Source organism: Burkholderia sp. BCC0419, from assembly GCF_902830285.1.
Classification (GTDB): Bacteria; Pseudomonadota; Gammaproteobacteria; order Burkholderiales; family Burkholderiaceae; genus Burkholderia.
Genome location: NZ_CADESR010000001.1, coordinates 2545542 through 2568421 on the forward strand (window position 1 = coordinate 2545542; position 22880 = coordinate 2568421).

The 22880-nt window shown below is 65.5% G+C and carries 24 protein-coding genes and 4 tRNA genes; 15 read left to right on the forward strand and 13 right to left on the reverse strand.

Annotated elements, in window-relative coordinates:
- Positions 1-12: 12 nt before the first annotated feature.
- Both HWW87_RS11395 and HWW87_RS11400 read right to left on the reverse strand, forming a co-directional pair.
- Positions 13-1140 (reverse strand): exonuclease domain-containing protein, encoded by a 1128-nt coding sequence (locus tag HWW87_RS11395; RefSeq protein ID WP_175820329.1) that lies wholly within the window; start codon positions 1138-1140, stop codon positions 13-15.
- Positions 1141-1280: 140 nt separating this feature from the next.
- Positions 1281-1484, reverse strand: a complete 204-nt coding sequence (locus tag HWW87_RS11400; protein ID WP_027783827.1) for a cold-shock protein — start codon at positions 1482-1484, stop codon at positions 1281-1283.
- A 393-nt stretch (positions 1485-1877) separates the two neighbouring features.
- Here HWW87_RS11400 and HWW87_RS11405 point away from each other — a divergent pair, with 393 nt between their 5' ends.
- Positions 1878-2144: a hypothetical protein gene (locus tag HWW87_RS11405; protein WP_175820330.1), complete on the forward strand. Its 267-nt coding sequence runs from the start codon at positions 1878-1880 to the stop codon at positions 2142-2144.
- 501 nt (positions 2145-2645) lie between these two features.
- Positions 2646-3797, forward strand: a complete 1152-nt coding sequence (locus HWW87_RS11410) for a porin (RefSeq protein ID WP_175820331.1) — start codon at positions 2646-2648, stop codon at positions 3795-3797.
- Between the two features lie 98 nt (positions 3798-3895).
- Here HWW87_RS11410 and greB read toward each other — a convergent pair whose 3' ends face one another.
- Positions 3896-4462, reverse strand: coding sequence for a transcription elongation factor GreB (greB, locus tag HWW87_RS11415; RefSeq protein ID WP_175820332.1), 567 nt, complete (start codon positions 4460-4462; stop codon positions 3896-3898).
- A 129-nt stretch (positions 4463-4591) separates the two neighbouring features.
- Here greB and HWW87_RS11420 point away from each other — a divergent pair.
- The 3 genes from HWW87_RS11420 to HWW87_RS11430 all read left to right on the forward strand — a co-directional run bounded on the left by HWW87_RS11420 (position 4592) and on the right by HWW87_RS11430 (position 4949).
- Positions 4592-4668: transfer RNA gene (locus HWW87_RS11420), tRNA-Arg, on the forward strand.
- A 66-nt stretch (positions 4669-4734) separates the two neighbouring features.
- Positions 4735-4811, forward strand: a tRNA-Arg gene (locus HWW87_RS11425).
- Positions 4812-4872: 61 nt separating this feature from the next.
- Positions 4873-4949 (forward strand) — tRNA-Arg (locus tag HWW87_RS11430).
- Between the two features lie 191 nt (positions 4950-5140).
- Here HWW87_RS11430 and HWW87_RS11435 read toward each other — a convergent pair.
- The 4 genes from HWW87_RS11435 to HWW87_RS11450 form a co-directional block, all read right to left on the reverse strand.
- Entirely contained in the window at positions 5141-7507 is a 2367-nt protein-coding gene (locus HWW87_RS11435; RefSeq protein ID WP_174387680.1) for a bifunctional (p)ppGpp synthetase/guanosine-3',5'-bis(diphosphate) 3'-pyrophosphohydrolase, read from the reverse strand.
- A gap of 63 nt (positions 7508-7570) precedes the next feature.
- Positions 7571-7774, reverse strand: a complete 204-nt coding sequence (rpoZ, locus tag HWW87_RS11440; RefSeq protein WP_006025620.1) for a DNA-directed RNA polymerase subunit omega — start codon at positions 7772-7774, stop codon at positions 7571-7573.
- A gap of 58 nt (positions 7775-7832) precedes the next feature.
- Positions 7833-8516, reverse strand: a complete 684-nt coding sequence (gene gmk / locus HWW87_RS11445; RefSeq protein WP_174387681.1) for a guanylate kinase — start codon at positions 8514-8516, stop codon at positions 7833-7835.
- 109 nt (positions 8517-8625) lie between these two features.
- Positions 8626-9549 (reverse strand): YicC/YloC family endoribonuclease, encoded by a 924-nt coding sequence (locus HWW87_RS11450; RefSeq protein ID WP_175820333.1) that lies wholly within the window; start codon positions 9547-9549, stop codon positions 8626-8628.
- A gap of 174 nt (positions 9550-9723) precedes the next feature.
- Here HWW87_RS11450 and rph point away from each other — a divergent pair, with 174 nt between their 5' ends.
- From rph to HWW87_RS11495, 9 genes are all read left to right on the forward strand, one after another.
- Positions 9724-10464 carry a ribonuclease PH gene (gene rph, locus HWW87_RS11455; protein ID WP_175820334.1) on the forward strand — a complete coding sequence of 247 codons (741 nt, stop codon included), beginning with the start codon at positions 9724-9726 and terminating at the stop codon, positions 10462-10464.
- Positions 10457-11083: an RdgB/HAM1 family non-canonical purine NTP pyrophosphatase gene (gene rdgB / locus HWW87_RS11460; protein ID WP_175820335.1), complete on the forward strand. Its 627-nt coding sequence runs from the start codon at positions 10457-10459 to the stop codon at positions 11081-11083. The genes rph and rdgB overlap by 8 nt, the downstream gene beginning before the upstream one ends.
- A 34-nt stretch (positions 11084-11117) precedes the next feature.
- Entirely contained in the window at positions 11118-12332 is a 1215-nt protein-coding gene (hemW, locus tag HWW87_RS11465; protein WP_174387685.1) for a radical SAM family heme chaperone HemW, read from the forward strand.
- A 44-nt stretch (positions 12333-12376) separates the two neighbouring features.
- A tRNA-Ser gene (locus HWW87_RS11470) sits at positions 12377-12464 on the forward strand.
- Between the two features lie 141 nt (positions 12465-12605).
- Positions 12606-12998, forward strand: coding sequence for a hypothetical protein (locus HWW87_RS11475; protein ID WP_175820336.1), 393 nt, complete (start codon positions 12606-12608; stop codon positions 12996-12998).
- A 363-nt stretch (positions 12999-13361) separates the two neighbouring features.
- Positions 13362-13655, forward strand: coding sequence for a hypothetical protein (locus HWW87_RS11480; RefSeq protein WP_174387687.1), 294 nt, complete (start codon positions 13362-13364; stop codon positions 13653-13655).
- Positions 13656-13970: 315 nt separating this feature from the next.
- Entirely contained in the window at positions 13971-14462 is a 492-nt protein-coding gene (locus HWW87_RS11485; protein ID WP_126364091.1) for an energy transducer TonB, read from the forward strand.
- A gap of 305 nt (positions 14463-14767) precedes the next feature.
- Complete coding sequence (locus HWW87_RS11490; protein ID WP_175820337.1) at positions 14768-16078, forward strand: MFS transporter; 1311 nt, start codon at positions 14768-14770, stop codon at positions 16076-16078.
- A gap of 104 nt (positions 16079-16182) precedes the next feature.
- Positions 16183-16362: a hypothetical protein gene (locus tag HWW87_RS11495; RefSeq protein ID WP_175820338.1), complete on the forward strand. Its 180-nt coding sequence runs from the start codon at positions 16183-16185 to the stop codon at positions 16360-16362.
- A 15-nt stretch (positions 16363-16377) separates the two neighbouring features.
- On the opposite strand, the gene waaC is transcribed toward HWW87_RS11495, so the two are convergent.
- Positions 16378-17373 (reverse strand): lipopolysaccharide heptosyltransferase I, encoded by a 996-nt coding sequence (waaC, locus tag HWW87_RS11500; RefSeq protein WP_175820339.1) that lies wholly within the window; start codon positions 17371-17373, stop codon positions 16378-16380.
- A gap of 192 nt (positions 17374-17565) precedes the next feature.
- Between waaC and HWW87_RS11505 the strand changes: the two genes are divergently transcribed.
- On the forward strand, positions 17566-19119 hold the full coding sequence (locus HWW87_RS11505) for a chloride channel protein (RefSeq protein ID WP_175820340.1): 1554 nt from the start codon (positions 17566-17568) through the stop codon (positions 19117-19119).
- A gap of 116 nt (positions 19120-19235) precedes the next feature.
- Here HWW87_RS11505 and HWW87_RS11510 read toward each other — a convergent pair whose 3' ends face one another.
- From HWW87_RS11510 to HWW87_RS11530, 5 genes are all read right to left on the reverse strand, one after another.
- On the reverse strand, positions 19236-19637 hold the full coding sequence (locus HWW87_RS11510) for a YXWGXW repeat-containing protein (RefSeq protein WP_175820341.1): 402 nt from the start codon (positions 19635-19637) through the stop codon (positions 19236-19238).
- Between the two features lie 160 nt (positions 19638-19797).
- Positions 19798-20052 carry a cell division topological specificity factor MinE gene (gene minE / locus HWW87_RS11515; RefSeq protein ID WP_006476634.1) on the reverse strand — a complete coding sequence of 85 codons (255 nt, stop codon included), beginning with the start codon at positions 20050-20052 and terminating at the stop codon, positions 19798-19800.
- Positions 20053-20064: 12 nt separating this feature from the next.
- Entirely contained in the window at positions 20065-20880 is an 816-nt protein-coding gene (minD, locus tag HWW87_RS11520) for a septum site-determining protein MinD (protein ID WP_174387694.1), read from the reverse strand.
- A 59-nt stretch (positions 20881-20939) separates the two neighbouring features.
- Positions 20940-21725: a septum site-determining protein MinC gene (gene minC, locus HWW87_RS11525; RefSeq protein ID WP_175820342.1), complete on the reverse strand. Its 786-nt coding sequence runs from the start codon at positions 21723-21725 to the stop codon at positions 20940-20942.
- 170 nt (positions 21726-21895) lie between these two features.
- Positions 21896-22519, reverse strand: a complete 624-nt coding sequence (locus tag HWW87_RS11530; protein ID WP_244107200.1) for a GNAT family N-acetyltransferase — start codon at positions 22517-22519, stop codon at positions 21896-21898.
- Between the last annotated feature and the right edge of the window lie 361 nt (positions 22520-22880).

A 22880-nucleotide genomic window follows, 5' to 3' on the forward strand; every position in this document is an offset into this window, starting at 1 on the left:
GCGCCGTGGCGCTCAGTCCGCCGGTGTCAGCGCCATCAGCGGAATCACTTGCAGGCCGCGCGCGAGATGCGTCTGCAGCAGGCGATGGGTGAAGGGTTCGAACGCGCCACCCGCCGCGTCGGCCACGAGCCGCGCGGCCGCATCGAGCGATTCCGCCGAACCGAGATAGCACCAGCCGTCGACCACATGAAACAGGCGGCGCTCGCCGCTCGCCTCGAACGCGACAGCGCCTTCGAACGGCCAGGGCGCACCGCCCGCGCGAGCGGCGTCGGCCGTGGGGCGCCGGTTGTACGACGGGCGCAACCGGGCGATCCATTGCGCTTCGGCGAGCATCGCCCCCAGCTCGTTGCCGGTTTCGCGCCATTCGACGCGGCGCACCTGCTGCGCCAGCCGCATTTCCTTCGACGAACGGCGCTCGCCGGTCAACAGCGCGCGCAGCCGCTGCCGCACGCGCACGCTGCGGCCGACATACAGCGCTTCGTCACGCTCCCCGAAGAGCGCATACGCGCCGCACCCTGCCGGCGCGGTATCCAGCCAGGCCTCGGTCAGATCGCCGCCCAGACGGAAGTGGCGTGTCGTCCGCGCGATCTGGTCGCGCAGCCGCTCGAGCGGCACGATGTCGTGCAGTTGGCGCCAGAACTGCCAGAGCAGGTCGGCATCGGCCAGCGCCCGGTGGCGCGCGGCCGGAACGAGCCCATGCCGTTCGATCAACGCATCGAGCCCGTGCCGCGATTCGCGCGGAAACAGCGCGCGCGACAGCCGCACCGTACAGAGCACATCGGGATTGAACGCCAGGCCGGCGCGCTCGAATTCGGCGCGCAGGAAGCCGCGGTCGAAGCTCGCGTTGTGCGCGACGAACAGCTTGCCGTCGAGCCGCTCGAACAGCGCCGGCGCGAGCGACGCGAACGTCGGCGCATCGCGCACCATCGCGTCCGAGATGCCCGTCAGTTGCTGGATGAACGGCGGAATCGCCTGCCCCGGATTGACGAGGCTCGTCCACGTCGACACGCCGAGCGGTCCGATTTCGACCACGCCGATTTCGGTGATCCGGTGGTCGGCGGACGAGCCGCCGGTGGTTTCAAGGTCGACGAAGACGAGCGGCTGCTCGCTGGCGGAATCGGACGGACGGAAATCGGACATGAAAAGACAAGGAAACGATGCTTCCGTGAGTATGCACCGGCATGCGTACTCGCGGCCAGCCCGGACCGGCTTGTTCCGTCCCCGGAAAACAAAAGCCCCCGCGATGCGGGGGCCGGACGTGATCGGCAATGCGTGGGGCGTCAGACCGCCTGGATATTCGCTGCCTGCTTGCCTTTCGGCCCGACTTTGACCTCGAACGAAACACGCTGGTTTTCTTTCAACGTCTTGAAGCCGTCCATCCGGATTTCGGAAAAGTGCGCAAACAAATCTTCACCGCCATTGTCCGACGTAATAAAGCCAAAACCTTTAGCATCGTTAAACCATTTCACGATACCGGTATCCATGTCTTCGTTCCCCACTCGATAAGATCAAAAAAGCTATTTTTATAGCCGTTTCCCGAAATCCCGAAACATTGCGCTAGCACCCGCACCAGCACGCCGCCCGAGGACGGAGTGCTGACTTTATAAATTGGACAATCCGGGTGCGTCAAGGAAATTTTTAGCGACTGCTTTCTCGAAAAGACGCTAATACCACTGGAATCGGTACACCATCACCTTTTATTAATTGATTCGCATCAAAAACCTGTCAATATTACCGGGACCGGATCACCAATAATCCGAGGCGTGAAATTCCTACCGGGGACAAATCGACTCGGTAAAATCCTCGGGTTTTTTCCGGGTTGCGGAAATACCGGGACATTGCGATCCTGAATCAACGCCGAAAGGAAGGAGAGGGTCATGTGGTTGGACGAAATCAAGCGCTTCGCGAGCCGGCTCGGCCGCGTACGCCGCAAGTCCCGCGCCCTGGCCGAGTCCGCGCGCGAAGCGCCGTGCGATACCCAATTCGATATGACGTGGCACGGCGATCACTGGCAGAACCTGCTCGCATCGCCGCTGGATGCCCGTCACTACGTGATGGAAGACTGGACCTACACGCCGCCGCCGACCGAAACGGAAGATGTCGTGCCTGCGGGCAAGCGCAAGCGCCGCTCGTACACGCCGTAGCGCAGCGGGCAGCGGGCAAAAAAAAAGCGCGACTGGGAAGTCGCGCCGACAAAGGTTTGGAGATCTTTTCCGTCAACGAAAAAGTCTGCTTCGGAAAGCAGAGATCGCAGTATAGCGAGAGAACCACCTTTCATTATCCATGCTCCACACAAACCTCTATTGCCGATGTGTCAATAATCGCGCTATAGCCGCCCTCGCCCGCCGCTGACCGTCTGTCGCAATCACGCAACTCCCGCTCCGTAGTCCTGATCGTTATTTCCATTCGCTGCACCGCCGCAAATCCTTACGGGGCAACCGTTTACACGGCTCTTCCAATTTTTGCGGATTCCAAAATACACTATTTCTTAAAGTGTGGGACACCTCCGCTCCGCCCGCTCCGTACACTTAAGATGGCTTTCTGATAAGCGCACCGCCGTTCTGCCGGACCGGCTACAGCGTCAAGCAAAACACGGCCAGTCCGCCGCAGGTTCGATCGACATCATCGTGTTTGGAGACAGATCCATGAAAAAAACCCTGGTCGTCACCGCGTTGTCGGGTGTATTCGTTACCGCAGCCCACGCTCAAAGCAGCGTTACGCTGTACGGCCTGATCGACGCAGGCATCACCTATACGAACAATCAGGGTGGCCACAGCTCATGGTCGGAACGCAGCGGCCAGATCAACGGCAGCCGCTGGGGCCTGCGCGGCACGGAAGATCTCGGCGGCGGCCTGAAAGCGATCTTCGTGTTGGAAAACGGCTTCAACATCGCCAACGGCACGCTCGGCCAGAATGGCCGCGAATTCGGCCGCCAGGCGTTCGTCGGCCTGTCGCAAGACCAGTTCGGCGCCGTCACCCTCGGTCGCCAATACGATAGCGTCGTCGACTACATCGGGCCGCTGTCGCTGACCGGTACGCAATTCGGCGGCACCCAGTTCGCCCACCCGTTCGATAACGACAACCTGAACAATTCGTTCCGGATCAATAACTCAGTGAAGTATACGAGCGTCAACTTCGGCGGCCTGAAGTTCGGCGCGTTGTACGGCTTCTCGAACAGCACCCAGTTCTCGAACAATCGCGCCTACAGCGCGGGCGTGTCCTACACCTACGCCGGCTTCAATATCGGCGCCGGCTACCTGCAGTTGAACAATGACATCACGGGGCTCACGTCAGCTTCGGTCACCAACAGCGGCGGCGCGGTGGCAGGCGACAACACGTTCGTCGGCAAGCGTCAGCGCGTGTTCGGCGGCGGCCTGAACTACACATTCGGCCCGGCAACGGCCGGCTTCGTATTCACGCAATCGCGCGTAGACCGGGCACTCGGCATCTCTGCGGGTGCCTCGGGCGTGTCGAACGGTCTGGGTCTCGACGGCACGTTTGCCCGCTTCAACAACTACGAAGTAAATGCGCGCTACGCGCTCACGCCGGCCTTGTCGCTGGCCGGGTCGTACACGTACACCGCCGGCTTCCTGGACGGCCGTCATCCGGGCTGGAATCAGTTCAACCTGCAGACCGACTATGCGCTGTCCAAGCGGACCGACGTGTATGTGCAAGGCGTGTATCAGCGAGTCAGCACGGACGGCCTGGGCCTCGGCGCCTATGTCAATGGCCTCGGCGGCGCTTCGTCGACCAACAAGCAGATCGCGGTGACCGCCGGCCTGCGTCACCGTTTCTGAGCGGCGTTGCTTCGGCGCAAAAAAGCGCCTCGCGAGGCGCTTTTTTCGGGAAGCAGGTCTCGCGGACGGCCGGCCCGGCGGAGGGCCAACCATGCGGTTCACATCCGGCTGTCCGAGGCCGGATAACGAACATCGAGGACATCGATCGGCTGCGGGCCGGCCGGCGTCATCAGCGTGACGGTATCGCCGATCTTCGCCTTGATCAGCGCGCGCGCGACCGGCGAAATCCAGCTGACGCAGCCGCGGTCGAGATCGACCTCGTCGATGCCGACGATCGTCACCGTGTGATCCTCGCCGTCCGGCGTCTCGTAATCGACCGTCGCGCCGAAGAACACCTGGTCGACATTCTCCTGCCGGCTCGCATCGACGACTTCGGCAAGGTCGAGCCGCTTCGTCAGGAAGCGGATGCGGCGATCGATCTCACGAAGCCGCCGCTTGCCGTAGATGTAGTCGCCGTTTTCCGACCGGTCGCCGTTCGACGCAGCCCACGATACGAGCCGCACGACCTCGGGACGCTCGACGTCGATCAGGTTCAGCAACTCGTCCCTCAGCCGCTTGTGGCCGGCCGGCGTGATGTAGTTCTTCGCGCCCGCCGGAATCGCGGGTTGAGCCTGGTCGAGATCGTCGTCGTCACCGTCCGACTCTTTGACAAACGCCTTGTTCATGATACAGATTCAACGTGGATGACTGATCCTCCAAGGGTACACGAAGGGCGGCCGGCCCAGGCCATGGCACCAAATTCGCGAATAAGGCTTCCCTTTTTATACGACTCTGCTATACTTCCGCTTCTGCGTGCGGCTGTAGCTCAGTTGGATAGAGTACTTGGCTACGAACCAAGGGGTCGTGGGTTCGAATCCTGCCAGCCGCGCCACTTTTTCGAGGGCCTTCCCAACCGAAGGCCCTTTCAGTTCGAAGTAGTAGAAGTTTGTTTTTGCGTGCGGCTGTAGCTCAGTTGGATAGAGTACTTGGCTACGAACCAAGGGGTCGTGGGTTCGAATCCTGCCAGCCGCGCCACTTTTTTGGGGGCCTTCCCATCGCAGAAGGTTCCGACAGTTGAAGCAGTACCGTTTTGCGTGCGGCTGTAGCTCAGTTGGATAGAGTACTTGGCTACGAACCAAGGGGTCGTGGGTTCGAATCCTGCCAGCCGCGCCACCTTAAAAGGGCTTTCCTCCGGGAAAGCCCTTTTTCTTTTTGTCCCCTCGCTCGCACCATCGCCCGGACGCCCTCGGCAAAGCGCGGGCAACATCGGGCGCACCTTCGGCAGCCCCAATGAAAACGGCGGCCATTGGCCGCCGTCCGTCGATCACCGAATTCGCCCGCCACGGCGCGCGTCAGCGTCAGCGTCAGTAATCCTGCCGCTCGCGCTCGATACGCATGCCGCCGTCATGGCGCGCGTGCGCACCGTCGTCGGTCGAGCGCTCGCGCATGATCCGCATCACGTCCGGATTGGTTCTCACGCGCCGCATCACGTTCGCGAGATGCACGCGGTCGCTGACCTGGATCACGAAGCGCAGCACCGTCGACTCGTGCGTCAGATCCTCGTCCATCGCGATATGGACGATGTTCGCGTCGGCCGACGTGATGTCCGCCGCGACGCGCGCGAAGATGCCCTTCGTGTTCTTCACGAGCGCCTTCACCGCGACATCGAACAGGCGGCCCGGCTGCGGCGCCCATTCGACGTCGATCCAGCGGCCCGGATCGCGGCGATGGATGCGCTGCGCGACACGGCAATCCGTCGTATGAATCGCCATGCCCAGACCGATGCCGATGTAACCCATGATCGCGTCGCCCGGGATCGGCCGGCAGCATGCGGACAACTGCACGGACATCCCTTCGGTGCCGGTGATCACGACCGGCGGCGCGTGATGCGCGGGATGCCGCTCGGACTTCGGCAGATCGTCGTCCGCGTCGCGGCCGCTCATCAGCACCTCGATGCGCTTGGCCATCACCGCGGCGACGCGACGGCCGAGGCCGATGTCCGCGAAGATTTCCTGGCGACTCTTGTTGCCCGTCCACTGCACGAGCTTCTCCCACACTTCCGGCTCGACATCGGCCAGCGCGAGACCATAGCCCTTCAGGCTCTGGTCGACGAGCCGCTCGCCCAGCTGCACGGACTCGTTCAGGCGCATCGTCTTCAGGTAGTGGCGGATCGCCGAGCGCGCCTTGCCGGTACGCACGAAGCCGAGCCACGCAGGGTTCGGCTTCGAATACGGCGCGGTGATCACCTCGACGATGTCGCCGCTCTTCAGCTCGGTGCGCAGCGGCAGCAGCTCGTTGTTGATCTTCACGGCCACGCACTGGTTGCCGAGATCGCTGTGGATCGAATACGCGAAATCGAGCGCCGTCGCGCCGCGCGGCAGCGCCATGATCTTCGACTTCGGCGTGAACACGTAGACCGCGTCGGGGAACAGGTCGATCTTCACGTGCTCGAGGAATTCGCTCGAATCGCCGGCTTCGCTCTGGATGTCGAGCAGCGACTTCAGCCACTGGTGCGCGCGCTTCTGCACGTCGCTGAGATCGGCGCTGCCGTTCTTGTACAGCCAGTGCGCGGCGACCCCCGCCTCGGCGATCTCGTGCATCTTGCGCGTGCGCACCTGGAACTCGATCGGCGCGCCGAACGGGCCGACGAGCGTCGTGTGCAGCGACTGATAGCCGTTGATCTTCGGGATCGCGATGTAATCCTTGAACTTGCCGGGCACGGGTTTGTACAGCGCGTGCAGCGCACCGATGCACGTGTAGCAGTCGAGCGCGCTGTCGACGACGACCCGGAAGCCGTACACGTCGAGCACCTGCGAGAACGACAACTGCTTGTCGCGCATCTTGCGGTAGACGCTGTAGATGGTCTTCTCGCGGCCGGTGATCTCGGCGTCGATCTTCGCGTCGGCCATCGCGCGCTGCGCGGCCTCGAGGATCTTGCTGATCACTTCGCGGCGGTTGCCGCGCGCGGCCTTCACGGCCTTCTCGAGCGTCGCGTAGCGATGCGGGTTGAAGTTCGCGAAGCTCATGTCCTGCAGCTCGCGATACGTGTTGTTCAACCCGAGCCGGTGCGCGATCGGCGCGTAGATGTCGAGCGTTTCGCGCGCGACGCGACGGCGCTTTTCCATCGGCACCGCGCCGAGCGTGCGCATGTTGTGCAGGCGATCGGCGAGCTTGACGAGAATGACGCGCACGTCGCGCGCCATCGCGAGCAGCATCTTGCGGAAGTTTTCCGCCTGCGCTTCCTCGCGGCTGCGGAATTCCATCTTGTCGAGCTTCGACAGGCCGTCGACCAATTCGGCGACCTTCGGGCCGAACCGCTCGGCCAGCTCGTTCTTGGTCACGCCCTGGTCTTCCATCACGTCGTGCAGCAACGCGGCCATCACGGCCTGCGCGTCGAGCTTCCAGCCGGCGCAGATTTCCGCGACGGCGACGGGATGGGTGATGTAGGGTTCGCCGCTCTGGCGATATTGACCGAGGTGGGCTTCGTCGCTGAAGTGGAACGCCGCCTTGACCTCTTTGATTTCGTCCGGCGGGAGATACTCGGCAAGCACGGCCGTCAGTTTCGCGATCGAAACGACGCCGTGCTTGCGCGGCTGCTCCGGCGTGGCGGTCGGCCCGAACAGATGCCGGAAGGACTGTTCGAGGACCGCGTCGATGTACTGGCGCGCAGGCGACTGGGCCGTGGCTTCGGTGGTCGGATCCGCGGAGGCGGACGATGGGGTGGTGCTCATATTCGCCTCCAGGTCGAGTCGTTGCGCGCGTGGACTACATGGCTGGAACGGGCCGGATGCGCGTTACACCGGCACCTTCTTCAGCATCTCGACGCCGACCTGGCCGGCGGCGATTTCGCGCAGCGCGACGACGGTCGGCTTGTCGCGGCTTTCGATTTTCGGCGTATGGCCTTGCGCGAGCTGCCGCGCGCGATAGGTGGCGGCGAGCGCCAGTTCGAAGCGATTCGGGATTTGCTTCAGGCAGTCTTCGACGGTAATGCGAGCCATGTTGGTAATTCCTTCTGAATATAGTCCTTATTCTACCTTATGTCCCTCGTGCCCCGCGTCATTCCGCGTGGGGCAGATGGATGCCGAGCTCGATGAACAGCTCCGTGTGTCGCGCGTACTGCGAAGCAAAACGCAGGCGCGTCGCCGCGACGATGCATTCGAGTTCCGCGAGCGCACGCTCGAAATTCTCGTTGATCACCACGTATTCCGCTTCCGACGCGTGCGCGATCTCGCTGCCGGCGGCCAGCAGGCGTCGCGTGATCACGTTCGGTTCGTCCTGGCCGCGCTTCTTCAGGCGCTCCTCGAGGGCATCGAGCGACGGCGGCAGGATGAAGATGCCGACCGCGTTGCGGAACTGCTTCTTCACCTGCAACGCGCCCTGCCAGTCGATTTCGAGCAGCACGTCGTGGCCGTTCTTCATCTGCTCTTCGATCCACACGCGCGACGTGCCGTAGTAGTTGCCGTGCACTTCCGCGCTCTCGAGGAATTCGTGCGCCGCGTGACGCGCGCGGAAATCCTCGACGGTCGTGAAGTGGTAGTGCTGGCCGTCCTGCTCGCCCGGGCGCGGCTTGCGCGTCGTGTACGAGATCGACAGGCAGATGTCGCTGTCCTTCGACAGCAGCGCATTCACGAGCGTCGACTTGCCGGCGCCCGACGGCGCGACGACCATGAACAGGTTACCGGGATAGACGCCGCCGTGCAGCGAATGCGACGCGTGGCCGTCGCGATGGGAATCGGTCATGACAGCCTCCGCCGGGCCTGGCCACATCCGCATGAATCACCTTTCGAAGGATGGGGGGGCTGCGCCCCCCCAAGCGAACGTAGTGAGCGTGGGGGTCGTTTCATCTCTTTTACTCCAGGTTTTGCACTTGCTCGCGCATCTGCTCGATCAGCAGCTTCAGCGCCATCGACGCGTCGGCGAGTTCCTTCGCCGCCGCCTTCGAGCCGAGCGTGTTCGCTTCGCGATTCAGTTCCTGCATCATGAAGTCGAGACGCTTGCCGACGCGGCCGCCCTTCTCGATCACGTGACGCGTTTCGTTCAGGTGCGCGGTGAGCCGCGACAGCTCTTCCGCGATGTCGATCCGGATCCCGTACATCGTCACTTCCTGACGGATGCGCTCCGCGGCTTCCTCGCGCGTGACGACCGTCGAGCCGCCTTCGGGCGCCGCGAGGCCGAGCGCTTCCTGCAGCCGCTCGACGATCTTCTGCTGGTGCTTCGCGATCAGCTCCGGCACGAGCGGCGTGATGCGCGCGACGATCGCCTCCATCTCGGTGACGTTCGACAGCAGCATCGTCGCCAGTTGCGCGCCTTCGCGCGAACGCACGACGACGAGCTCGCCGATCGCTTCCTTGCCGCAGGCGAGCACCGCGTCGCGGATCGCTTCGGCCGACACGCCGCTCTCGGCGAGCACGCCGGGCCAGCGCAGGATTTCACCCACGCGCAGGCGGCCGACGCCCGGGAACGAATCGAGCACCGCGCGTTCGAGATCGGCAAGCTGGCCGAGCGCCGACTGGTTCAGCGCGCCCGCGCCGATGCTCTGCTCGCCGCGCTGCAGATTGATGCGCACGTCGACCTTGCCGCGCGACAGCTTGTTCATCAGCATTTCGCGCAGCGCGGGTTCGCACGCGCGCACGTCGTCCGGCATCCGGAAATTGAGATCGAGGAAGCGCGAGTTCACGGTGCGCAGTTCGACCGACACGCTGGTGCCGCCGTTGCCGGTGGCCGTCGCGAGTTCGCGCGTCGCGCTCGCGTAGCCCGTCATGCTGTAGATCATGGTTCGTCTCGCCGTCTGGTGCCCTCGCGGGCGGGGGGATACATCGAGGCGCCCGGCGCATCGGAAGGCGCGGGGCGGGAAGCGCGCATTATCCCATTTTTGCGGACCATTCCGCCGGGCACGCCCGCCGTTCGGCGCTAAAATCGGGGTTTCCTCTCCTTCCGCGATTTCCCCATGACGTCTTCCGTTTCCCGCCCGAGCGGCCGCCGCGCCGACGCACTGCGCAAGGTCGCCCTCACGCGCCACTACACGAAACACGCCGAAGGCTCCGTGCTGGTCGAATTCGGCGACACCAAGGTGCTCTGCACCGCAAGCGTCGCCGAGCGCGTGCCCGAGTTCCTGCGCGAGCGCGGGCAAGGCTGGCTGACCGCCGAATACGGGATGCTGCCGCGCGCGACCCACACGCGCAGCGACCGTGAAGCCGCGCGCGGCAAGCAGACGGGCCGCACGCAGGAAATTCAGCGCCTGATCGGCCGCGCGCTGCGCGCGGTGTTCGATCTCGAGGCGCTCGGCCCGCGCACGATCCATATCGACTGCGACGTGATCCAGGCCGACGGCGGCACGCGCACGGCCAGCATCACCGGCGCGTTCGTCGCCGCGCACGACGCCGTGTCGAAGCTGATCGCGGCCGGCAAGCTCGTGCGCTCGCCGATCACCGACCATGTCGCCGCGATCTCGGTCGGCGTGTACGAAGGCGCGCCCGTGCTCGACCTCGACTATGCGGAAGATTCGCGCTGCGACACCGACATGAACGTCGTGATGACGGGCGCGGGCGGCTTCGTCGAAGTGCAGGGCACGGCCGAAGGCGTGCCGTTCTCGCGCGCCGAGATGAACGCGCTGCTCGACCTCGCGCAGGGCGGGATCGCCGAGCTGGTGCAGTTGCAGAAAGATGTCCTGGGCGCGGGCCATGCCTGACGACCTCACCCTCGCGCCGCTGTCGCGCATCGTGCTCGCATCGAACAACCCGGGCAAGCTGCGCGAATTCACCGCGCTGTTCTCGACGGTCGGCATCGAGATCGTCCCGCAGGGCGACCTCGCGGTGCCCGAGGCGGAAGAGCCGTTCGGCACGTTCATCGAGAACGCGCTGACCAAGGCGCGCCACGCATCGCGGCTCACCGGGCTGCCGGCGATCGCCGACGATTCAGGGCTGTGCGTGCGCGTGCTGCGCGGCGCGCCGGGCGTCTATTCGGCGCGCTACGCGCAGCGCGCGGGCCGCGACAAGGGCGACGCGGCGAACAACGCGTATCTCGTCGAGCAACTGCGCGGCGTCGACGACCGGCGCGCCTACTACTGCTGCGTGCTCGCGCTCGTCCGCCATGAGGACGATCCGGAACCGCTGTTCGCCGAAGGGCGCTGGGCCGGCGAGATCGTCGACACGCCGCGCGGCGAACACGGATTCGGCTACGACCCGTATTTCTACCTGCCGTCGCTCGGCGCAACGGCCGCCGAACTCGAGCCGGCCGTGAAGAACACGCACAGCCATCGCGCACTGGCGCTGAAGGCGTTGCTCGCGCGGCTCGCGGAGGAAACATGACCGTACTCGATACCCGTTCGCTGCGGGAGGTCGCATGAGCCAGGCTGCGGAAACCGGCGCGCGCGTCGTCGCGACCTTCACGTCGCCCGGCCAGGTGCGCCTCACGTCGCTGCCGCCGCTCGCGCTGTACGTGCATTTCCCGTGGTGCGTGCGCAAGTGCCCGTACTGCGATTTCAACTCGCACGAATGGAAAGGCGAGCGGTTTCCGGAAGCCGACTATCTCGACGCGCTGCGTGCCGACCTCGAGCAGGCGCTGCCGCTCGTGTGGGGTCGGCAGGTGCATACCGTGTTCATCGGCGGCGGCACGCCGAGCCTGCTGTCGGCGGCCGGCCTCGACCGGATGCTGTCCGACGTGCGCGCGCTGCTGCCGCTCGACGCCGATGCCGAGATCACACTGGAAGCGAATCCGGGCACGTTCGAAGCCGCGAAGTTCGCGCAGTTCCGCGCAAGCGGCGTGAACCGCCTGTCGGTCGGCATCCAGAGCTTCAACGAAGCGCACCTGAAGGCGCTCGGCCGGATTCACGACACCGCGCAGGCACGCGCGGCCGTCGAGATCGCCGCGAAGAATTTCGACAATTTCAACCTCGACCTGATGTTCGCGCTGCCGAACCAGACGCTCGACGAATGCCGCACCGACATCGAGACCGCGCTGTCGTTCGCGCCGCCGCACCTGTCGCTGTATCACCTGACGCTCGAGCCGAATACGCTGTTCGCGAAGTTCCCGCCCGTCGTCCCCGACGACGACGCGTCGGCCGACATGCAGGAATGGATCCATGCGCGCACGGCCGAAGCCGGTTACGGGCGCTACGAAGTATCCGCGTACGCAAAGCCGAATCATCAGTGCAAGCACAACCTGAACTACTGGCGCTTCGGCGACTATCTCGGGATCGGGGCGGGCGCCCATACGAAGCTGTCGTTCCCGAACCGGATCCTGCGGCAGGCACGCTACAAGCATCCGGCGACCTTCATCGAGCAGGCGAAGGCCGGCACGGCCGTGCAGGAAGAGCGTGAAGTCGGCGCGCGCGACCTGCCGTTCGAATTCATGCTGAACACGCTGCGGCTCGTCGAGGGCTTCCCCGTGCACAGCTTCGCGGAACGCACGGGCCTGCCGATGAGCACGATCGAGCCCGCGTTGAAGGAAGCGGAACGGCGCGGGCTGATCACGCGCGATTTCACGCAAATCGCGCCGACGCCGCTCGGCCAGCGTTTCCTCAACGACCTGCAGGAATTGTTCCTGCGCGACGACTGAACGAATGAACGGGGCGGCATTTCGGTTACAATGCCGCCTCGTGTGGAAGCGTGGCCGAGCGGTTTAAGGCACTGGTCTTGAAAACCAGCGACGGGAAACTGTCCGTGAGTTCGAATCTCACCGCTTCCGCCAGGAAGTTCGCCGAACCCCGTCCATTCGCAGAATGACGGGGTTTTTGTTTGTCCGCACGCGTGCGCCCCGTACGTTCCGACGCATCGCGCCGGATGCCGTTACAATCCCGCGCTCCGATTCGCGAAACGGGAAATCCACGTCATGAAGCCCTTCCTCGTCTCGTCGCTCGTCACCGTGCTGGCCGCCGTCAGCACGCATGCAGCGGCCGACACCGCCTCCGGCAGCGACGCGCAGGCGTCGTGCGCGATCGCGTACGTGACCGGCGTCGGCGGTTCGCCGCGCGGCCTCAGTGAATATCTCGCGAGCCCGTCGCCGTACAACTACCTGAAGGACAACGAGCTTCAGTGCAAGGTGGCCGACGACGGACGCACGTCGAACTGCACCGGCGTGACCTACCTGCGCAACGAACAGGTCAGCGTGTACGACGATTCCGATCCGGCGACGCTGACCGTCGTCGCGCGCGTGGAACTCGACCATGGCCAGAAGTATCCGGTGATCGTCGTCGTGCAACGCAAGGACGCGCGCTGCAAGTAACGAAGTCGCGGTGCGACACGCCCGTCGGTCGAGACGGAACGTGCGTTCACGCCGCGCCTTGCGCGGCACCTGGCCGGCAGGCACGGGCGGCGGCGCGGCGGCGCCGTACACGAACGCGCCGAACGCGAAAAATACGATGATCTCCATTTCCGTCGCTCGCTAATGGAATCGGCGCCCGATCGTCGGCGCTGAATGCGCATGGTGCGCGCGCCCGGACACATGTCGCCGCACACTGCCGGATGCCTCCCGGCCCGCCCCGCCATCGCCTAGAATTCGTTCAACACGGCGACACGAACGCCGCCGCGTGTTCGATGTATTCGATGCCGCACGCGCCATCCCTGCGCGCGGCACACGGAGATCGCCATGACCGACCTGTCGACCGCGACGAACCACGTCGATTACGAAGGCTTCGAGATCCATGTCGTGCCGGCCGCGATGCCCGGCAGCGACACGCGCTATACCTACACCGGCTACGTGTGCCATCCGGGCGTGAATCCCGCGCTGCCCGGCCATGCGGTACCGTTCCACGCGGACGGCGAGGAAAGCTTCGCGAGCATCGACGAGGCCGCCCACGAAGCCGTGCACATCGGCAAGAGCATCATCGACGGCACGCACCCCGACCTGTCGGTACTGTCGCTCGTGACGCACGGCTTCTGACGCGGCCGGCCCGCATCGCTTGGGATCGCGCGGACGGCTAGCCGAAGTGCCGCATCGGCTGACCGCGCCGCCCCGCCGGACGATCGCCGAGTGTCGTGGCGTTCAACCTTTGCAACACGCGCGTGCCCCGTGGGCGCTGTCACATGTCGCGTCACATCGCGACGCACCACGCACGACGCACGTTGCTCGACGCGGCGCCCGGCCGTCATCATCAGCGATCGCTGCGACCGATCCGGCGCGCTATGCGTTTCCCCCCATATCGTCTCGTGTCGGTGCGCCTATCATTTTTTTATCGTCCCTCCTGACCATCACCTCATGCGCCCCCTTCTCCGTCCGCGCGTCGCCCGGCTGCGTGTTGCTGCGCTGGCCGTCGTCGCCCTGCTCGCCGCGTGCACGATCACGCCGCCTCCGTCGCTACGCTCGGTCCTGACGATTCCGTCGGTCATACGCAGCGGCAATCTCGACCAGTATCGCGTCGAGGTCGCGCATCGTGTCGCCGAGCGCAATCCGTCCGGCATGCTGCACGGCACACCGCAGGCCATGCTGCGTTCGCTCGTCGTCGTGGCCTTCACCGTCGATGGCAGCGGCCGCGTGATCAACGCATCCGTCTATCGCAGCAACGGCGACAGCGAGGCGGAAGCGCTCGCGCTCGCGTCGCTGCGCCGCTCGGCGCCGCTGCCGGCGCCGCCGTCACGGCTGCTCGACGGCAACGGCCGGCTCGAACTGATGGAAGGCTGGCTCTTCAACGACGACGGCCACTTCCAGCTGCAAAGCACCGCGTCCGCGCAGGCGCAATCGATCGACTGACGCACCGCCGCGGCCCGATTGCCGGTGGGCGGCGCGGCTGGCTATAATTTTCCGCACTCGCGCGGCCATCACGCCGCGCGTGCGTTCGCGCGCCCCACCCGGCAAGCGAGCCGACCACGCCGGCACCGGGCGGCGGCGACGTACCCGTCTCCATCGTCGACCGGCGGGTGACGTCCGCGCCACGGCGCGCGTCCACGCCGCCACCGCGTCATCCGCATCAATCATTTGCCCGGCTGCTCCCGGCAGGCAGACGCCTGCCCGAGCGCACGCCCAGCCGCTGCCCCAACGACAAAACGGAGACATCCATGTCCGCATCCTCCCCGACCGTTGCACACGCAACCGGTTCGGCCGGCGCCGTCAGCCACCGGCGCATCGTGTTCGCGAGCTTCATCGGCACCGCGATCGAGTTCTACGATTTCTACGTGTACGCGACGGCCGCCGCGCTCGTCATCGGCCCCGTGTTCTTCCCGCACGGCTCCGCGACGGCACAGGCGCTGTCCGCGTTCGTCACGTTCGGCATCGCGTTCATCGCGCGCCCGATCGGCTCGTTCCTGTTCGGGCACTTCGGCGACCGTATCGGCCGCAAGTCGACGCTCGTCGCATCGCTGCTCGTGATGGGCGTGTCCACCACCGCGATCGGCTTCGTGCCCGGCTATGACACGATCGGCGCGCTCGCGCCGGTGCTGCTGTGCGTGCTGCGCTTCGGCCAGGGGATCGGCCTCGGCGGCGAATGGGGCGGCGCGGCGCTGCTCGCGACCGAGCACGCGCCGCAGGGCAAGCGCGGCTGGTTCGGGATGTTCCCGCAACTGGGGCCTTCGGTCGGCTTCCTGATGTCGAACGGCCTGTTCTTCGCGCTCGCGCTGTCGTTGTCCGACGAGCAGTTCCGCAGCTGGGGCTGGCGCATTCCGTTCCTCGTCAGCGCGGTGCTCGTCGCGCTCGGCCTGTACGTGCGGCTCAAGATCACCGAAACGCCCGCGTTCCAGGCCGCACTCGACCGCAACGAGCGCGTGCGCGTGCCGGTCGCGACGCTCGTCACGCAACACTGGCAGCCGACGCTGCTCGGCGCGCTCGCGATGGTCGTCTGCTACACGCTGTTCTACATCTCGACGGTGTTCTCGCTGTCGTACGGCGTGTCGGCATTGCATATTCCGCGCCAGAGCTTCCTCGGCCTGCTGTGTTTCGCGGTCGTCTTCATGGGCCTCGCGACGCCGCTGTCCGCATGGGCGTCGGACCGCTTCGGGCGCAGGCCGGTGCTGATCGTCGGCGCGATCGCGGCGCTGCTGTCGGGGTTCGCGATGGAGCCGCTGCTCGGCAGCGGCTCGATGCCGCTCGTCGCGCTGTTCCTGACGATCGAGCTGTTCCTGATGGGCGTGACGTTCGCCCCGATGGGCGCGCTGCTGCCGGAATTGTTCCCGACCAACGTCCGCTATACGGGTGCGGGCGTCGCGTACAACCTCGGCGGGATTCTCGGCGCGTCGATCGCCCCGTATATCGCGCAACTGCTGGCTGCGCGCGGCGGGCTGTCGTGGGTCGGCGGCTATGTGTCGGTGGCGGCGGCGATCAGCCTGATCGGCGTCCTGCTGATGCGCGAAACGCGCGACGCGTCGCTCGTCTGACCCTCCGGGGCGACCCGGGTTGTACGGCGGTGAGCGCTCTCTATACTCGATCCTGGGCGCGTCGTTGCGCGCCCGGGGATCCCGCCCCGACAGGAGCCGCCGCCATGAATATCCGCCTCGCCAATGCCGATCTCGTCATGATCCTTGCGCTCGCGCTGGGTGGCGCGCTGCTGCTCGCGCTGCGGTTCCGGCCGAAGACCTGGCGCGGCCTCGTGTTCGAGGCGCTGCTGGCGAATCTGGCGGCCATCGCCGCCGTCGTCACGGTCGAGGTGTTGCTGGCGTAAGTCCGCCCCTAACCGTCAGGCTACTGCCTGCACCGGCAACACGTCGTAGAGCGGTCCCACGGTATCGATTGCTTCCATCGCGTCGTCAACGCTCGGCGCAGCGCCGGCCTCACCGATCGACAGTGCGTGCGGTGCGCCGCCAATGCCGAAGTGGGCACGCGACGTGGCCACGAAAATCATCACGGTCGGGCGCCGCAACGCGTGCGCCAGATGCACCAAGCCCGTATCAACACCGACGACCAGCGCAGCCCGGCCGATCGTAGCGGCGAGTTCACCCAACGACATGGCCGGCAGTACAACCGCTCCGGGCGCCCGCATCGCAATGTCCTGCGCATCGCCATGCTCGGACGACGAGCCCCATGGCAGCAGCACGCGCAAGCCGCGCGCCATCATCCGGGTGGCCAGTTCAGCCCAATGATCGGCCGGCCATTTCTTGTCGGAATTCGACGTTGCGTGGAACAGCAGCATGAACGGCGCACCCTCGATAACGACAGGCGGCAACGTTGCATCAGGCGGTTCGATCCCGTACGAGGCGATACCCTCGGGCGCATAGCCGAGCGCCTCGCCCGCGCTAATGCGCATGCCGTGCCATGCATCGCATTCAGGCTTCGGGCCAAAGCGATGCGAATACGCAAAACGCGCCCCTGCCTCGCCGAGATCCTGCGTCTGGTAACCGACGCGGCGCCCGGCGCGCGCCAGCGCCGCAATGATGGCGCTCTTGTAAACACCGTGCAGATCGATGACCGCGTCGTAGCGGTGCGCACGCAACGCACCGATCGATGACGAGATCGCCTTCAGGTCGCCGGCATTGCGCAATTTCTTGAAGCGGCGCAGCGGCGCGCACAGGACAGCGCTCACGCCCGGATGCCAGCGCACGATCTCCGCGCACGATTCGTCCACAGCCCAGTCGACCGACACGCCGGGGAAGGCGCGATGCAGGTCTGCGACGACGGGCAGTGTTTCGACGACGTCGCCGAGCGACGTCACTTTCACGATAAGGATGCGTTTCACGATTTGCGGGAATTCTCGACTGGCCATCCTGGCATGCTAACGACGGTTGCTATGTACAGACATTACGCGAATATTACATTTGCAACAAATTGCATCCTTTTGTGGATTTTTGTCATTCCCCCCGGGCTTTTGTCGTCCCCGCTGGCATCCGGTTCTTTTTATAATCCATTCTTTGCCCTCCGGCCCGCCCCAATGCCGCGCCCCGCCCTTCCGTCGCTGTTTCCCGCCCTCACCCGCCGTTCGCTGCGAATCTGGCGCCAATATGGTGTTTTCTGGCTCGGCGCGATCGTCGTCGGCCTCGCCGCCGTACTGTACGCCCGGTTGATCGACTGGGGTTACGAGACCTTCCGCGCGATGCGCGATCACGCCGTCTGGCTGCCGCTGCTGCTGACGCCGGCGATTGCAGCCATGTCCGTCTGGATCACGCGCCGGTTCTTCCGCGGCGCCGAGGGCAGCGGCATCCCGCAGGTGATCGCGACGCTGCATGCGCGCCCGAGCGCATTCGGCGCCCGGCTGCTGACGCTGCGCATCCTGTTCGGCAAGGTGCTGATCTCGTTCCTCGGCATCCTGGGCGGCTTCACGATCGGCCGCGAGGGGCCGACCGTGCAGGTCGGCGCGGCGCTGATGTTCAACCTGCGGCGCTTCTACCCGCGCTCGAACGCGCAGATCGAACGCCAGCTGGTGCTGGCCGGCGCGGCGGCCGGGCTGTCGGCCGCGTTCAATACGCCGCTCGCCGGGATCGTGTTCGCGATCGAGGAACTGACCCGCAGCTTCTCCGCGCGCGCCAGCGGCGTATTGATCACCGCGATCATCCTCGCCGGCGTGGTCGCGCTCGGTCTGAACGGCAACTACACGTATTTCGGCACGATCAATACCGGCCTCCATTTCCCGAAACTGCTGGCGGTCGCGGTGCTGGTCACCGCGATCGTGACGGGCATCGCGGGCGGCCTGTTCTGCTGGCTGCTGCTCAACACGGGGCGCTGGCTGCCCGCGCAACTGCTGGGCCTGTACCGCGAGCGGCCGGTCGCGTTCGCCGCGCTGTGCGGCTTCACGATCGCCGTCGTCGGGCTCGTGTCCGGCGGCACGACGTTCGGCAGCGGCTATGCCGAGGCGCGCGGCCTGCTCGACGGCAGCCAGCAGTTGTCGGTGTTCTACCCGTTCCTGAAGATGATCTCGATGGTCGCATCGTACCTGCCGAGCATCCCGGGCGGGATCTTCGCGCCGTCGCTGTCGATCGGCGCCGGCTTCGGCAACCTGCTGCATACCGTGTTCAGCAACATGAGCCTGCCGATGCTGATCGCGCTCGCGATGGTCGGCTATCTTGCCGCCGTCACGCAGTCGCCGATCACGTCGTTCGTGATCGTGATGGAAATGATCAACGGTCATGCGCTGGTGATTTCGCTGATGGCGACCGCACTGGTATCGAGCCGGGTATCGCGCTTTTTCGCGCCGCCGCTCTACGAAACGCTCGCGCAGCGCTATCTCGCGCCGCCCGTCGCGGCCGCCGCGCCGGCCGCGGCCACCGCAGCGGCCGCTGCGGGCAACGTGACCGACGTAACCGAACCCCAGGATGCAAACGCGGCCCCCGCCGATCCGCTCGACACGCTGCGCGATGAAGGCGACGACGAGCCGGCCGCCGCGGCGGCCGACAGCGCCGCGCATGCGCCGGCGCCGCACGACGCCGGGCCGGCTGCGACCGACGCAAACGGTCCGGCGCAACCGCACGGCCCGCGCGACGCTCAGTAGATCACGACGGGCGCCGGCCGGTAGTAGACCGGCCGCGCCGGCACGACGATGCACCCGGCCAGCGTGATCGCGACGAGCGCGATGGCGATTGCGGTTCTTTTCATCGCGCGCCTCCATCAAGCCCAGTGGCCACGCGTCCAGAACCAGTTCGGACCGCGCTGGTCCCAATGCCCCGGCACCCATTGCATGCCGACGCGCTCGGTTTCCCAGTGGCCGCCGATCCACACGTAGCGGCCATGATCCCAGTGCCAGTGCCCGCGCTCCCACACGTAGCCCACGCGCGTGGCCGGTACGACCTCGTAGCGCACGGGCGGCGGCGCATTCGGCGCGACGACGACGATTTCCCCGGTGCGCACGGCGACCGGCTCCGCGATGACCATGCGCCCCTGCGGCGCGATCACGGGCGTGCCGACGAGAATCTCGTCCGCATGCGCGGCAAACGGGGCGACGACGGCTGACAGGCCCGCGGCGAACAGCGCGAGCGAAACGATACGACGTGAAACGGTGGAAACGGCCATCACAACCTCCTGGTTGAACAAGTCACGCGAGCGTATTCGTTCAATGCGGGAGGGTCGATTACGGCCGACAGGCGCCGTGTTACGGCGTGCCCGAAAGTGCAACAGGGCGTAAGACGCGCACGGCGGCGGGCGCCGCCGTGCGGAGGGACACGCGCAAGCGTCAGGCTTGCGGGATCTCGATCTTCACTTCGAGGACTTCGAGATCGTCTTGGCGCTCGAGGCTCACGCGGATGTCATCGTCCGAAATATGGACGTACTTCGAGATGACCGCGACGAGCTCTTTCTGCAGCGCCGGCAGGTAATCGGCCGGCGGCCGGCCGCCGACCCGCTCGTGCGCGATGATGAGCTGCAGGCGCTCCTTCGCGACCGATGCGGACTTCTTCTTCTCGCCGAGGAGAAACGAAAGGATGGACATGGGCGGCCTCCGTTACTTGCTGCCGAAGAGGCGCTGCAGCAGGCCCGGCTTCTGGTAATCGGTGAAGCGCAGCGGCTTGTCCTCGCCGAGAAAGCGCGAGACGACGTCCTTGTACGCTTCCGCGACGTCGGTGCCGTCGATATGCACGGCCGGCAGACCCTGGTTCGATGCGTGCAGCACGGCTTCCGACTCGGGCACCACGCCGATCAGCTTGATGCGCAGGATCTCGCTGATGTCCTCGAGCGACAGCATCTCGCCTTCGCTCACGCGCTTCGGGCTGTAACGCGTGATCAGCAGGTGTTCCTTGATCGGCTCCTTGCCTTCGGTCCCGCGCTTCGTCTTCGACGACAGGATGCCGAGAATGCGGTCCGAGTCGCGCACCGACGACACTTCCGGGTTCGTCACGATCAGCGCTTCATCCGCGAAGTACATCGCGTGCAGCGCGCCGGCTTCGATACCGGCCGGCGAATCGCAGACGATGAAGTCGAAGTCCATCGCGACGAGGTCGTTCAGCACCTTCTCGACGCCGTCGCGCGTCAGCGCATCCTTGTCGCGCGTCTGCGACGCCGGCAGGATGAACAGGTTCTCGCACTTCTTGTCCTTGATCAGCGCCTGGTTCAGGTTCGCTTCGCCCTGGATCACGTTCACGAGGTCATACACGACGCGACGCTCGCAGCCCATGATGAGATCGAGGTTGCGCAGGCCGACGTCGAAGTCGATCACGGCCGTCTTGTGGCCGCGCAGCGCGAGGCCCGACGCGAAGCTCGCGCTCGTCGTCGTCTTGCCCACGCCGCCCTTGCCCGAGGTCACCACGATGATTTTTGCCATTTACCCAATACCCTGTGTTCGTCAATGAGAGCCGATCGATCCGGAGCGCACCGCGTGAATCACGTCAGGCGCAGCGGTTCGATCATCAGTTTTTCCTCTTCGAGCCGGATCTGCACCGATTTGCCCAGTACGTCGGCGGGCAGCGGGTTCTCGGTGGTTCGATAGATACCCGCGATCGAAATCAGTTCCGGTTCGAGACACGTGCAGAAAATGCGCGCGTCGTGATTGCCGTGCACGCCCGCGAGTGCGCGGCCGCGCAACGGCGCGTAGATGTGGATATTGCCTTCCGCGATGATTTCCGCGCCGTGACTGACCGGCGCGAGCACCACGAGGTCTCCTTTCGCGTAAATCTGCTGCCCCGAACGCAACGGCCGGTCGATCACCAGCGTCTGGCCGCCGGCCTGCAAGAGCGTCGGCGCGGGCTCCGACGACTGTTCGGGCACCGCTGCGGCTGCCGCAGCGGCGGCGGTCTCGACGGCTGGCACGGCCGCCGGTTCCGCTTCGTCGGCAGGTTTCGCGGCCGGCGCGCGGCGATCGCGCGCCTCCAGCAACGGCAGGCCGGCTTCCCCCGCCCAGCCCTGCGTTGCCAGTGCGACGACGCCCACCGGACGCATCCGCACGTCGTTCAGCATCTGCCGGATATCCGCGAGCGCGACGCGTTCGCCGTCAGCCAGGCGGCGGACGTCGATCGCGACGACATCGTCGGCGAAAAATTCGGGGGTCGCTTCGAAGCGCTTGACCAGTTCGGTACGCAACGCGTCGAGATCGGTCGTCTTCACGGTGAACAGCAACGTATCGACCGATCCGCTGCGCAGCTCGAAGAATGGCGATTTTTTAAGCGACATGGACACTCTGCAAAAATTTTTTGCGTATTTTACAGGCGTCCACGCGTGCGGCCATTATTTTTGGGACGCGGGGTCGCGGCGGCCCAGGCGGACGCGCAACCGGCAGGCGGGCAGGCCAGCGGGCGATCGGGCTTTCATTGCGCCGCGCGGCTGGCTGTTTTGTGGTCGGGTCAGTGCTTCACCTGCGACACGAACAGCGATTTCATCGCGCCGGGCATCCGTGCGATCGGCGCATGTTCGCCGGTGTTGCCGAAACCGGCACGCTCGTAGAAGCGGATCGCGTTGCGGTTCGCATCGGCGATCCACGCGTAGACGTCGGTGGCGCCGCGCTCGGCGAGCCATGCGGTGGCCGTCTCCAGCAGCAGCACGCCGCCGCGCAGGTGACGCACCGCATGCGCGACCCACAGTTCGCTGACGAACGCGCGCCGGTCGGGCGTGTTGTCGAAATACGCGCCGATCATGCCGGCCGGGTGGCCTTCGGTGTACAGCAGGAAAGTCGTCGACTCGTCGGACACGGCGCGCTGCGCGGCAATTGCCGACGCCGCGTCCGTATCGACGGTCAGCAATTCGGCCTCCGGCGCCTCGCCGGGTGCGTAGGGCTCACGCAGCGATGCGGCGCGGAGTTCGCGATACACGCCGCCCTGATCGGCAGCGATACGACGAACGGTCAAGGTCGAACTCATGCAGGCACAGCCCCCTTCGGACAGCAAGCTAGTAGCTTCAACCGAAAGCGGGGCATGAGTCAAATCGTAATTTTCAAATGGCAGCGCGAATCGAAAGGCGGCAGATGTCATCAGCGGCGACACGCGCCGCCCGGTGTGCAGGTGCAGCATCGGCGCATCGACGCAGGCTGCCGGACGGTAAGCGCGATCTCGTGATCCGGTGCTTCGCGTCGTTCTCCTTGCGATGCGCGGCCGTCCGGTTTTAAGTGCGTCGTTGTGGCCGTAATGCTATGTAATATTAGCAAACGAAAAGCGCGCGGCGGCCATCCTTCCCCGGCCTCTTTATTGCGACGCAACATTTGTTGTCGCCCTGTCATACCGGCCCTGTGCCCGCCGCACACCGAGCCATTCATCTGACAAACGCGTCGCCGCGCGGGCCGATCCGCCCTCGTCGGCATGTTTCAATCAGCGCGTGTCGGCCCCTCCCCGACGC

Excerpts from the sequence above, each read along its gene's own strand:
- rph (WP_175820334.1), top strand. The coding sequence starts at position 9,724 with ATGACGTCTTCCGTTTCCCGCCCGAGCGGCCGCCGCGCCGACGCACTG.
- minC (WP_175820342.1), bottom strand. The coding sequence starts at position 21,725 with ATGTCGCTTAAAAAATCGCCATTCTTCGAGCTGCGCAGCGGATCGGTC.
- HWW87_RS11495 (WP_175820338.1), top strand. The coding sequence starts at position 16,183 with ATGAATATCCGCCTCGCCAATGCCGATCTCGTCATGATCCTTGCGCTC.
- greB (WP_175820332.1), bottom strand. The coding sequence starts at position 4,462 with ATGAACAAGGCGTTTGTCAAAGAGTCGGACGGTGACGACGACGATCTC.
- minD (WP_174387694.1), bottom strand. The coding sequence starts at position 20,880 with ATGGCAAAAATCATCGTGGTGACCTCGGGCAAGGGCGGCGTGGGCAAG.
- HWW87_RS11450 (WP_175820333.1), bottom strand. The coding sequence starts at position 9,549 with ATGATCTACAGCATGACGGGCTACGCGAGCGCGACGCGCGAACTCGCG.
- minE (WP_006476634.1), bottom strand. The coding sequence starts at position 20,052 with ATGTCCATCCTTTCGTTTCTCCTCGGCGAGAAGAAGAAGTCCGCATCG.
- rpoZ (WP_006025620.1), bottom strand. The coding sequence starts at position 7,774 with ATGGCTCGCATTACCGTCGAAGACTGCCTGAAGCAAATCCCGAATCGC.
- rdgB (WP_175820335.1), top strand. The coding sequence starts at position 10,457 with ATGCCTGACGACCTCACCCTCGCGCCGCTGTCGCGCATCGTGCTCGCA.
- HWW87_RS11475 (WP_175820336.1), top strand. The coding sequence starts at position 12,606 with ATGAAGCCCTTCCTCGTCTCGTCGCTCGTCACCGTGCTGGCCGCCGTC.
- HWW87_RS11490 (WP_175820337.1), top strand. The coding sequence starts at position 14,768 with ATGTCCGCATCCTCCCCGACCGTTGCACACGCAACCGGTTCGGCCGGC.
- HWW87_RS11505 (WP_175820340.1), top strand. The coding sequence starts at position 17,566 with ATGCCGCGCCCCGCCCTTCCGTCGCTGTTTCCCGCCCTCACCCGCCGT.
- HWW87_RS11395 (WP_175820329.1), bottom strand. The coding sequence starts at position 1,140 with ATGTCCGATTTCCGTCCGTCCGATTCCGCCAGCGAGCAGCCGCTCGTC.
- HWW87_RS11400 (WP_027783827.1), bottom strand. The coding sequence starts at position 1,484 with ATGGATACCGGTATCGTGAAATGGTTTAACGATGCTAAAGGTTTTGGC.
- HWW87_RS11435 (WP_174387680.1), bottom strand. The coding sequence starts at position 7,507 with ATGAGCACCACCCCATCGTCCGCCTCCGCGGATCCGACCACCGAAGCC.
- HWW87_RS11530 (WP_244107200.1), bottom strand. The coding sequence starts at position 22,519 with ATGACATCTGCCGCCTTTCGATTCGCGCTGCCATTTGAAAATTACGAT.
- hemW (WP_174387685.1), top strand. The coding sequence starts at position 11,118 with ATGAGCCAGGCTGCGGAAACCGGCGCGCGCGTCGTCGCGACCTTCACG.
- HWW87_RS11405 (WP_175820330.1), top strand. The coding sequence starts at position 1,878 with ATGTGGTTGGACGAAATCAAGCGCTTCGCGAGCCGGCTCGGCCGCGTA.
- HWW87_RS11510 (WP_175820341.1), bottom strand. The coding sequence starts at position 19,637 with ATGGCCGTTTCCACCGTTTCACGTCGTATCGTTTCGCTCGCGCTGTTC.
- HWW87_RS11410 (WP_175820331.1), top strand. The coding sequence starts at position 2,646 with ATGAAAAAAACCCTGGTCGTCACCGCGTTGTCGGGTGTATTCGTTACC.
- HWW87_RS11485 (WP_126364091.1), top strand. The coding sequence starts at position 13,971 with ATGCGCCCCCTTCTCCGTCCGCGCGTCGCCCGGCTGCGTGTTGCTGCG.
- HWW87_RS11480 (WP_174387687.1), top strand. The coding sequence starts at position 13,362 with ATGACCGACCTGTCGACCGCGACGAACCACGTCGATTACGAAGGCTTC.
- gmk (WP_174387681.1), bottom strand. The coding sequence starts at position 8,516 with ATGACCGATTCCCATCGCGACGGCCACGCGTCGCATTCGCTGCACGGC.